The organism is Streptomyces sp. NPDC127177 (assembly GCF_042672475.1).
GTDB lineage: Bacteria > Actinomycetota > Actinomycetes > Streptomycetales > Streptomycetaceae > Streptomyces.
This window is the reverse complement of record NZ_JBHXUW010000058.1, coordinates 42,449-52,663: the sequence shown is the minus strand read 5'-3', so window position 1 is coordinate 52,663 and position 10,215 is coordinate 42,449. Positions and strand designations below refer to the sequence as shown.

Below are 10,215 nucleotides of genomic sequence, written 5' to 3'. Positions count from 1 at the left end.
CCGGAGGCGGGCGGCCTCCGGAGCCGGGGCTCCACGGCTGTGTCAGCGGTGCACCTTGCGCGTCGCCCGCAGCCACTCCTTGTTCATCGCGGAGATCGACGGCAGCGGGATGCCCTTCGGGCAGGCCGTGGCGCACTCCCCCGTCAGCGTGCAGCCGCCGAAGCCCTCGCTGTCCATCTGGCCCACCATGTCGAGCACCCGGGTCTCGCGCTCGGGGGCGCCCTGCGGCAGTACGTTCAGATGGTTGACCTTGGCCGACGTGAACAGCATCGCCGAGCCGTTGGGGCAGGCCGCGACGCAGGCACCGCACCCGATGCACTCGGCGTGCTCGAAGGCGAAGTCGGCGTCGGGCTTGGGCACGGGGGTGGCATGCGCGTCCGGTGCCGTACCGGTCGGGGCCGAGATGTAGCCGCCGGCCTGGATGATCCGGTCGAAGGCGGAGCGGTCCACGACCAGGTCCTTGACGACCGGGAAGGCCGAGGCGCGCCAGGGCTCGATGTCGATGGTGTCGCCGTCCTCGAAGGACCGCATGTGGAGCTGGCACGTGGTGGTGCGCTCCGGGCCGTGGGCGTCGCCGTTGATGACGAGGCTGCACGCGCCGCAGATGCCCTCGCGGCAGTCGTGGTCGAAGGCGACGGGATCGTCGCCGGCGAGGATGAGTTCCTCGTTGAGGGTGTCGAGCATCTCCAGGAACGACATGTCCTGCGAGATGCCGTCCACGTCGTAGGTGGACATGGCGCCGGGGGCGTCGGCGTTCTTCTGGCGCCAGACGCGCAGGGTGAGCTTCATGCGTAGCTCCGCTGAGTGGGGTGGACGTACTCGAAGACGAGGTCTTCCTTGTGCAGGACGGGGGCGTCGCCGGTGGTGGTGAACTCCCAGGCCGCGGCGTAGGAGAACTCCTCGTCGCGCCGGGCGGCCTCGCCCTCCGGGGTCTGCGACTCCTCGCGGAAGTGACCTCCGCAGGACTCCGCTCGGTGCAGTGCGTCGAGGCACATGAGCTCGGCGAGCTCCAGGTAGTCGACGATGCGGTTGGCCTTCTCCAGCGACTGGTTGAACTCCTCGCCGGTGCCGGGCACCTTGATGCGGCGCCAGAACTCCTCGCGGATCTCGGGGATCCGGTCGAGCGCCTTGCGCAGGCCGTCCTGTGTACGGGCCATTCCGCAGTACTCCCACATGAGTTCACCGATCTCACGGTGGAAGGAGTCGGGGGTCCGGTCGCCGTCGACGGCCAGCAGCAGGTTGAGCCGGTCCTCGGTCTCGGCGACGGCCTCCTCGACCTCGGGATGGGAGGCGTCGACCGTTTCGTGGTGCGGGTTGCGGGCCAGGTAGTCGTTGATCGTGGACGGCAGGACGAAGTAGCCGTCGGCGAGGCCCTGCATCAGCGCCGAGGCACCGAGCCGGTTGGCGCCGTGGTCGGAGAAGTTGGCCTCGCCGATCGCGAACAGGCCGGGGACCGTCGTCTGGAGGTCGTAGTCGACCCAGAGCCCGCCCATCGTGTAGTGGACGGCCGGGTAGATCCGCATGGGGGTCTCGTACGGGTTCTCCGCGGTGATCTGCGCGTACATGTCGAAGAGGTTGCCGTACTTCTCCTCGACCCTGGCCCGGCCCATCCGCTGGATGGCCTCGGCGAAGTCCAGGTAGACGCCCTGACCGCCCGGCCCGACGCCGCGGCCCTCGTCGCAGACGTTCTTCGCGGCGCGGGAGGCGATGTCGCGGGGTACGAGGTTGCCGAAGGCGGGGTAGATGCGCTCCAGGTAGTAGTCGCGCTCGTCCTCGGGGATCTCGTTCGCGGGGCGGGCGTCGCCCTTGGCCTTCGGCACCCAGATGCGGCCGTCGTTGCGCAGCGACTCGCTCATCAGCGTCAGCTTGGACTGGTGCTCGCCGGTGCGCGGGATGCAGGTGGGGTGGATCTGGGTGAAGCACGGGTTGGCGAAGTACGCCCCGCGCCGGTGGGCACGCCAGATGGCGGTGGCGTTGGAGTTCATGGCGTTGGTCGACAGGTAGAAGACGTTGCCGTAGCCGCCGCTGGCCAGCACGACCGCGTCGGCGAAGTAGGTGTCGGTCCTCCCCGTGACCAGGTCGCGGGCGACGATGCCGCGGGCCCTGCCTCCGACGACGATCAGGTCGAGCATCTCGGTGCGGGAGTGCAGTTCGACGTTGCCGGCGGCGATCTGCCTCGACAGGGCCTGGTAGGCGCCGAGGAGCAGCTGCTGTCCGGTCTGGCCGCGGGCGTAGAAGGTACGGGAGACCTGGACGCCGCCGAAGGAGCGGTTGTCGAGGAGGCCGCCGTACTCGCGGGCGAACGGGACGCCCTGCGCCACGCACTGGTCGATGATCTCGACGGAGATCTGGGCGAGCCGGTGCACGTTGGACTCGCGGGCGCGGAAGTCGCCGCCCTTGACGGTGTCGTAGAAGAGCCGGTGGACCGAGTCTCCGTCGTTGCGGTAGTTCTTCGCCGCGTTGATGCCGCCCTGGGCGGCGACGGAGTGGGCCCGGCGGGGCGAGTCCTGGAAGCAGAACTGGACGACGTGGTAGCCCTGTTCGGCCAGCGTGGCGCCGGCCGAGCCGCCGGCCAGGCCGGTGCCGACGACGATGACGGTGTGCTTGCGGCGGTTGGCCGGGTTGACGAGCTTCGCCTCGAAGCGGCGGGTGTCCCAGCGTTCGGCGACGGGCCCCTGGGGAGCTCGGGTGTCGGCGAGGGGCTCGCCGGTCGCGTAGTCCGTGTAGTCGTTCATGTCAGCTCACCACTCCGGTCATGACGGCGACGGGTACGGAGATGAAGCCCACCGTCAGCACCAGCGCGAGCACGTTGGCGGTGGTCTTCAGGACACGGTCGCGGGTCGCGCGGCCGGCGCCGAGGGTCTGCGCCGCACTCCAGAACCCGTGCTGGACGTGCAGCCCCATGGCGAGCATGGCGACGATGTAGATGACGTTGCCGTACCAGGTGGAGAAGGTGTCGATGACGTTCTGGTAGGGGTGCCCGGACTGGAAGCCGCCGGAGTGCACGGTGCCGGTCGTCAGGTCCAGGATGTGCCAGACGATGAACAGCACGATGATGATGCCGCCGTAGCGCATCGTGTTCGTGGCGTAGCTGGCGCGCGGCTTCCTGTGCACGTACTTGCTGGGGCGTGCCCGCAGGTCGCGGCGGCTGAGCTGGTACGCGGAGACGGCGTGCAGCACCACGGCGGCGACGAGCACCACGCGGACGATCCACAGGGCCCACTCGTGGTGCAGGAAGGGCTCGCCCATCACGCGCAGCCAGTGCGCGTAGCCGTTGAACTCGTCCGACCCGAAGAAGATCTTCAGGTTGCCGACCATGTGGACGACCAAGTAGAGGAGCATGATCAGGCCGCTCACGGCCATGATCGTCTTCTTGCCGACGGACGAGTCCCAGAGCGTACGCGTCATGGACGGCCGTCGGTCCGTCCGTGTTGCCAATGCCATGGACACGACGCTAGGACCGAGGAGCCCGATCAGTCCAAGACATGGAACCGCTCATGTCCATAGGCGATGACTATGCGGCGAGCTAGGGTGGGTGTATGCAGTTCCAGCAGCTCATGTACTTCGTCGCCGTCGCCGAGGCCCGGCACTTCACCCGCGCCGCCGAGGACGTGCATGTGTCGCAGCCCTCGCTCTCCCAGCAGATCCGGGCACTGGAGGGAGAGCTGGGCGCCGAGCTGTTCAGCCGGGCCCGCGGGAACATCGCGCTGACCGATGCGGGCGAGGCGCTGCTGCCGCTGGCCCGGCGCATCCTGGCCGACGCGGACACCGCCCGGCACGAGGTCCAGGAGCTGGCCCAATTGCGCCGTGGCCGGGTCAGGCTCGGTGCGACACCGAGCGTCTGCACCGGCCTGCTGCCCGATGTGCTGCGCGCCTTCCACGATCAGCACCCGGGCATCCAACTGCTGCTGGAGGAGGGTGGTTCGCACGACCTGGTACGGGAGCTGGCGCGCGGTGCGCTCGATCTGGCGCTCCTGGTGCTACCGCTCCCTGCCGCCTCACCCGCCCTGACCACGGTCGAGCTGCTCCAGGAGGACCTCGTTGTCGTCTCGTCGTCGTCCGGCCCCCGGCCCGGCCGGGGCGGGAGCGTGCGGATCACGGATCTGCAGGGCGAGCCGCTGGTGATGTTCCGGCACGGGTACGACCTGCGGGAACTGACGGTGGCCGCCTGCCGGGCCGAGGGCTTCGAGCCGTCGTTCACGGTGGAGGGCGGCGAGATGGACGCGGTCCTCGGATTCGTCCGGGCCGGTCTCGGGATCGCGGTGGTCCCGAGCATGGTGGCGACCCGGGCGGGCCACGACCTGCGGACGACACCACTGGCCAAGCCGGGGCTGCGCCGCACGATCGCGCTGGCACACCGCAGCGACGTGGCCCCACCGCGGGCCGCGCGGGAACTGCAGCGCGTGCTGCTGGCCAGCCGGGCGGACTCCTCGTCCTCGGGCCCCGGAGGGGGTTGAGGACGAGGGGGCGTCCGCCCGGCTCAGACCGCGTCGGCCAGCAGCAGCGAGTGGATCCGGTCCGGGGCGCCGGGCCGCGCGTAGTACCAGCCCTGGGCGGTGTCGCAGCCCAGCTCCCGCAGCTGCTCCGCCTGGGCACCGGTCTCCACACCCTCGACCGTCACCGCCAGGTCCAGGCTGTGCGCGAGAGAGACGATCCCCTCGACGATCTTCAGATCCACCGGATCGGCCGGATGGTGCTGCATCCCCTGGGTGAAGGAACGGTCCAGCTTCAGCACACTCACCGGCAGCCGTCGCAGATTCGCCAGGTTCGAGTAGCCGGTGCCGAAGTCGTCGAGCGCTATGCCGACACCCATGTCCGCCAGCTGGCGCAGCGGCTTCAGCAGATCGTCGTCGGCGCCGATGAGCGCCGACTCGGTGACTTCGAGACACAGCGCCGCCGGCTCGAGACCTGACCGCTCCAGGACATCGACGGTCTCGGCGACCAGCCGCGGGTGGTGCAGCTGGGCCGGCGAGAGGTTGACGTTGATCCTCAGCGGGCCGCCGTCGGTGTGCCGCTCCTGCCAGAAGTTGGCCTGCCGTACCGACTCCTCCAGCACCCAGCGGCCGAGCGGCACGATCAGTCCGGTGTGCTCGGCCAGCGCGATGAACCGGTCGGGACCCAGCACCCCGTGCTGCGGGTGGCACCAGCGCACCAGCGCCTCCGCCCCGTGCACCGAACCGTCCCCGAGGTGCACCAGCGGCTGGTACTCGATGAAGAACTCACCGCGCTCCAGCGCGGCCGGCAGCGCCGTGGTCAGCCCGTGCCGGGTGATGGCGCGGGCGTCCGCCTCGGCGTCGGCCAGCTCGAAGCGGTTGCCGCCCGCCGACTTGGCCCGGTACATCGTGATGTCGGCGCTGCGCAGCACCTCGGCGGCGCTGCGTTCACCGGCCGGGCCCTCGACGACTCCGATGGACCCCCGGACCGTCAGCTCACGGCCGTCGAGCCTGATCGGCGTGGCGAGCACACCGAGGATCCGGCAGGCGAGCTCGTCGACCTCCGACGCGGTGTCGGGGCCGGTCGTCAGCGCCACGAACTCGTCGCCGCCGAGCCGCGCCACCATCTCGCCGGGAGCGGTCGCGCAGCTCTGCAGCCGGTCCGCGACCTCGACAAGCAGCCGGTCTCCCGAGGCGTGTCCCAGGCTGTCGTTGATCGCCTTGAAGCCGTCCAGGTCCAGATAGCAGAGGCCGAAACGGCTGCCGTCACCGGCCGAGAGCGCTTTCTCGAGACGCTCGAAAAAAAGCGTCCGGTTCGGCAGGCCGGTCAGCGCGTCGTGCGTGGCCTCGTACCGCAGGCGCAGATTGAGCAGCCGGCGTTCGGTGGTGTCCTCCATCAACGCCAGCTGGTACTCGGGCCGGCCCTCGGAGTCGCGCAGCAGAGACACCGTCAGGTTGGTCCACAGGACGGTGCCGTCGTTGCGGTAGAACGCCTTCTCGACCCGGTAGTGCTCACGCTCCCCGCTCACCAGCTCGTTGTAGTACGCCCACACCTTCGGGGAGTCCTCGGGGTGGACCCACTCGTTGACACGGTGGCTGCGGACGTGGTGGTCGAGCCCGCCGAACATCCGGGTGAGGGTGTCGTTGACCTCCAGTACGTTGCCGTCGAGATCGGCGATGCCGATACCGATGGCGGCGTCCTTGAAGACGGCCCGGAACCGTGCCTCCGTCGCGTGCAGCGCCTGCTCGGCGTGTGAGCGCGCGGAGAGCGCCGAGCGGGCGATGGCCTCCTGCTCGGCGAGGGTCCGCTCGCGCAGCGCCTGGCTGAAGCCGCCCGCGACGGCGTGCTGGATCCGGGCGCAACGGGACCGGCTGTCCTCGGTCGTCAGGGCCACGGGCCCGTTGCTGCCGCAGTACAGGACGAGGTAGGAGTCGACGACCCCGAGCGTGGAGCTGAGCGCGTCCGGGTCCGTGCAGTGCGCCGCGACGAGTGCGCTGCCCACCTCGGCCGCGTGCGCGGCGTCGAAGGGACGGGCGTGCAGGGTGTCGCTGAGCGTGCGGGCCAGCGGCAGCAGATGCTGTTCGAACTCGGGCCGGGTCAAGGAGGTGGCCGTCGACGGGAAGATGGCCCGGCTCCAGATCGTGGCGAAGCGCCGGAGCCGGTCCTCGGGGCCGTCGGGTTCCGCGTCCGGTGCTCCGGACGACTGGGCGGGAATACTCACGCCTTGCGTCCCACTCCCGCGAAGCCCGAGAAGGCGTATGGGTCCTCGCTCTCCTGCGCGGCGGGGATGTCGGGGCGCCAGAGCGGCATCGGCACGAGGCCGGGGTCGACCATCTCGTACCCGTCGAAGAACCGGCCGACCTCGTCGCGCGAGCGCATGATCAGCGGGTTGCGGATGTTCTTGTACACGCCGACCGCGCCGCCCGCCTCCTCCTGCATCAGCGGAATTCCCTCGTACGAGGCGTGGGTGATGACGAGGAGGCTGCCGGGGGCCAGGAGGTCGCGCAGTTCGGCGACGGCCGTCTGCGGGTCGTCGGAGTCCTCGATGAAGTGGAGGACGGCGACGAGGAGCAGCGCCACCGGGCGCTCGAAGTCGAGGAGTCCGGAGACCTCCGAATTCTCCAGGATCTCCTTCGGACGGCGCAGATCGGCGGTGGCGATCACCGCGCCCTCATTGCCCTCAAGCACGGCCTGGCTGTGGGCGACCGCGACCGGATCGTGGTCGACGTACGCCACCCGGGCCCGGGGATCGATCCCCTGGGCGACCTCGTGGACATTGCCGAAGGTCGGTATCCCGGAACCGATGTCCAGGAACTGAGTGATCCCCTCGCCGAGTGCGTAGCGCACCGCCCGGCGCATAAAGGCACGGTTCGCCTGCATGATCTTGGGAAGTCCCGGCATGAACTCCATGGCCTTGCGGGCCGCTTCCCGGTCCACCTCGAAATTGTGCGAGCCGCCCAGGTAGAAATCATACATTCGGGACACGCTCGGCACCGAAATGTCAATGCCTTGCGGTGCCCAGGCGGGACGCTCCATCGATGTCTCCAACAAGTCGCCACGGCGATCCGGCCATGTTCATGGTCAGTGTTGACCAGAGGCTACTGACCGACCGCCAGGAGAGCGAGCGGAAACGGAAATTAGCGGTCCGTTATTGGTCACACCCGTGGCAACTGCAACCATCCCGTCGCTGCCTGTGACATTCGGGCGGCAGGGTGGCGCGGATAAGTTCGCGATAGAACTACTTTGGCGCACCGACGAGCTCGGCTTTGGGGGATGCCGCGTACCATGTGCCCCCGACAGCCCGGACGTTGGTGTCGCCGGGCTCGATGTCACCGGAGAAGGTATGGCGGAGCCAGCAGCCGACGGCCTGCCGCCCGAGTCCGTCGGGGCGGTCGAAGGTGACAAAGCCCTTGGTGGTGACACCTTCACGGCATTCCTGTCGAGCGGCGCGACGACCGGCCACTTCGAGAGACAGGCCCCGGTACATGCCGACTTCATCGGCCATGCGACATCCTTCTTGAACCGGTAGACGATCATGCCGCGTTTGTCCACGACGATATCGCCGAGTTCCGGTTCCTTGCGCACCGAGAGCCCCGCGGGAGCTGCGGTTTTCCCCCGGACGGGCCGTCGGCACCCGCCACGGCCTTCCCGCCGTCCGGCACCGCCGCGTACCAGGTGCCACCGACGCCCCGCCCCGACTCGTCGCCGGGCTCGGAGTCCTTGGCATACCGTTACAACGACCAACCGACCGGAGCGAGTTGACGGGTATCGTCGGCACGGGTGATCCCGCCGACGAGCCCGGGACCGACGCCCGGCACCGCCGTGCTATTTCCGGCGAGCACCGGCGGCCAGGCTTTCGCACAGTCGCCTTCGCAATTCGACCTCGATGGAGTCGCGGTGCCCTTGTCGAATCGGCAGAGCGTGAATCCCGCGCTGTCGGTCAGCCCCTTGCCGAGCTTCTCGCTCTCGCGCGCCACCAGCCGGCCGGTCCGCTTCGCCGGGGCCGGCCCGGGGGGTGAGGCGTCGGGGCCCCGTCCGCCGTCCGATCCGTACCCCTCCCCCACCTGTCCGGCGGGGCTCACGTTTCCCACGTTCTGACCGCCGGGCGACTCTCCACCCTTGCCCTGACCGCACGCCGCCGTCGGCGTCAGCAGGGCCGCCGCGGTCACCGCGAGCGAGGGGTTCCGCCAGGTGTTCATGTCAACTCCCTTGGCTCCCATGCCAGTTACGACGCCACCGCGTCGTTCATGACACCGGTTACGTCCACCCGCGGGCCTCTTTGTTCAATGCGTCCACAGAATTTCCCGGAGCCGCAAACACCGAGTGCCTCAGGTCCCCACCATCAGGGGAATCCGACGGCGGTCCGGCGTGCCGCCGTGCGGCCCGGAACATGCTCCCCGTCGTGTACGGATCACTCATCGGCCGGCTCTCCGCAGCCGTCGCACTCACCTGGCTGTTGACCGCCCCGGCGCCCGCAATGGCCGACAACTGTGCGTATGCCTCGATCGGTGACGACGGGGGCGGTTCCGCGGTCGCCACCAGCGGTGACGGCAGCTGTCACGCGGGGCCGAAACCCGAACCCACCCCACCGCCCGCACCGACTCCTCCCCCACCGCCACCACCACCCCGGCCGACCCCTCCACCACCGCCACCACCACCCCCACCGCCGCCTCCGCCCCCAGCACCCGCACCGCCCGAGCCCGCGCCGCCGCCTCCTCCGCCGCCTCCGCCCCCACCTCCCTCACCGAGCCCGACCCCGACCCCGTCGCCGTCCCCATCGCCGTCCGTGCGCCCCACGCCCCGGCCGGTGGCCCTTCCCGCCTACCGCAGACCGGCGCGGAAGGCCCCGGCGCGCCATACCTCCCTGGTCACGCTCACCTTGATGATCACAGCCCCCGCGGTGTTCGCCGTCGCCGTGCTGCGGCCCCGTTCCCGATGACCTACGGAGACCCACATGTCGGAATGGCTTGTTCTCACCTTCGCCATGGTCGCGGCCAGCGCCGTGGTGCTGACCATCGCCGTACTCAACAACCGTCGGCTCCCCGCGGACGACGACCCGTCCGAAACCCCTGATGTCATCGAGTACATGACGATGATGATCGGCGTGGTCTACGCGATCGTGCTGGGCCTGGCCATCGCGGGTGTCTGGGAGGGCCGGAGCGCCGCCCAGGAGTACGTGCGCCAGGAGGCCCAGGCACTCCACGAGGTCGACGCGCGTTCGTCCGTCTACCCAAAGGAGGTCCGCACCCGGATCCGCGCCGATGTCGACGCCTACGTGAGCTACGTCGTGCATGACGAGTGGCAGACCATGATCAAGCACGGCGAGCTCGGCGACCGAGGAGCGGAGCTGCTCGACCGGGTGCGCGCCGATGTCACCGACTACAAACCGAAGACCGACCACGAGGGGGAGGCGTACCAGCCACTGGTCGACCAGGTAGCCGCGGCCGACGACGCCCGCAGCGCACGCGGGCAGAGCGCCGGAGCCACCATGCCCGGCGTCGTCTGGTTCGGGCTGATCATCGGGGCGCTGGTGACCGTGGGCCTGATCTTCACCCTGCAGATCCGCCGCACCCCCCGCGAACTCCTGTTGGCCGGTCTCTTCAGCGTCCTGATCGCCTTCCTGCTCTTCCTGATCTGGGACTTCGACTCACCGTTCGGCCGCGGACTCTCGGCCACCGCCGCACCGTTCCTCGATCTGTTCCCGGGTCCCTCGGGCGGCTAGGGCGCGTCCCGGCAGCAGGACAGGCGGGGACTTTCAAAACACGCCGCGGCCGGGCACCA

The 10,215-nt window shown here is 69.6% G+C and carries 7 protein-coding genes and 1 pseudogene; 2 read left to right on the top strand and 6 right to left on the bottom strand.

The annotated features are described in order from the left end of the window. Positions 1-42 precede the first annotated feature (42 nt). From ACFVJX_RS29065 to ACFVJX_RS29055, 3 genes are read right to left on the bottom strand one after another with little or no spacing between them, the layout of a single operon-like run. Entirely contained in the window at positions 43-789 is a 747-nt protein-coding gene (locus ACFVJX_RS29065; RefSeq protein WP_384122334.1) for a succinate dehydrogenase/fumarate reductase iron-sulfur subunit, read from the bottom strand. Beyond that, positions 786-2,735 carry a fumarate reductase/succinate dehydrogenase flavoprotein subunit gene (locus ACFVJX_RS29060; RefSeq protein ID WP_384122335.1) on the bottom strand — a complete coding sequence of 650 codons (1,950 nt, stop codon included), beginning with the start codon at positions 2,733-2,735 and terminating at the stop codon, positions 786-788. The genes ACFVJX_RS29065 and ACFVJX_RS29060 overlap by 4 nt, the downstream gene beginning before the upstream one ends. A 1-nt stretch (position 2,736) precedes the next feature. After that, positions 2,737-3,444 carry a succinate dehydrogenase gene (locus ACFVJX_RS29055; protein ID WP_384122338.1) on the bottom strand — a complete coding sequence of 236 codons (708 nt, stop codon included), beginning with the start codon at positions 3,442-3,444 and terminating at the stop codon, positions 2,737-2,739. A gap of 95 nt (positions 3,445-3,539) precedes the next feature. On the opposite strand from ACFVJX_RS29055, the gene ACFVJX_RS29050 reads away from it, so the two are divergent. Continuing rightward, positions 3,540-4,457 (top strand): LysR family transcriptional regulator, encoded by a 918-nt coding sequence (locus tag ACFVJX_RS29050; protein WP_384122341.1) that lies wholly within the window; start codon positions 3,540-3,542, stop codon positions 4,455-4,457. 23 nt (positions 4,458-4,480) lie between these two features. Here ACFVJX_RS29050 and ACFVJX_RS29045 read toward each other — a convergent pair whose 3' ends face one another. From ACFVJX_RS29045 to ACFVJX_RS29035, 3 genes and pseudogenes are all read right to left on the bottom strand, one after another. After that, the gene (locus tag ACFVJX_RS29045) at positions 4,481-6,655 is read right to left on the bottom strand and encodes a putative bifunctional diguanylate cyclase/phosphodiesterase (protein ID WP_384122344.1); all 2,175 of its coding nucleotides are present in this window, start codon (positions 6,653-6,655) and stop codon (positions 4,481-4,483) included. Continuing rightward, entirely contained in the window at positions 6,652-7,470 is an 819-nt protein-coding gene (locus tag ACFVJX_RS29040) for an SAM-dependent methyltransferase (protein WP_384122347.1), read from the bottom strand. Before ACFVJX_RS29040 ends, ACFVJX_RS29045 begins: the two co-directional genes overlap by 4 nt. Positions 7,471-7,672: 202 nt before the next feature. Next, positions 7,673-8,633, bottom strand: a pseudogene (locus tag ACFVJX_RS29035) (SCO0930 family lipoprotein). A gap of 755 nt (positions 8,634-9,388) precedes the next feature. On the opposite strand from ACFVJX_RS29035, the gene ACFVJX_RS29030 reads away from it, so the two are divergent. Continuing rightward, entirely contained in the window at positions 9,389-10,156 is a 768-nt protein-coding gene (locus ACFVJX_RS29030) for a hypothetical protein (RefSeq protein ID WP_384122350.1), read from the top strand. The last annotated feature ends 59 nt before the right edge of the window (positions 10,157-10,215 follow it).

Coding starts and splice junctions, on each gene's coding strand:
- ACFVJX_RS29065 (WP_384122334.1), bottom strand. CDS start 789: ATGAAGCTCACCCTGCGCGTCTGGCGCCAGAAGAACGCCGACGCCCCC.
- ACFVJX_RS29060 (WP_384122335.1), bottom strand. CDS start 2,735: ATGAACGACTACACGGACTACGCGACCGGCGAGCCCCTCGCCGACACC.
- ACFVJX_RS29055 (WP_384122338.1), bottom strand. CDS start 3,444: ATGGCATTGGCAACACGGACGGACCGACGGCCGTCCATGACGCGTACG.
- ACFVJX_RS29050 (WP_384122341.1), top strand. CDS start 3,540: ATGCAGTTCCAGCAGCTCATGTACTTCGTCGCCGTCGCCGAGGCCCGG.
- ACFVJX_RS29040 (WP_384122347.1), bottom strand. CDS start 7,470: ATGGAGCGTCCCGCCTGGGCACCGCAAGGCATTGACATTTCGGTGCCG.
- ACFVJX_RS29030 (WP_384122350.1), top strand. CDS start 9,389: ATGTCGGAATGGCTTGTTCTCACCTTCGCCATGGTCGCGGCCAGCGCC.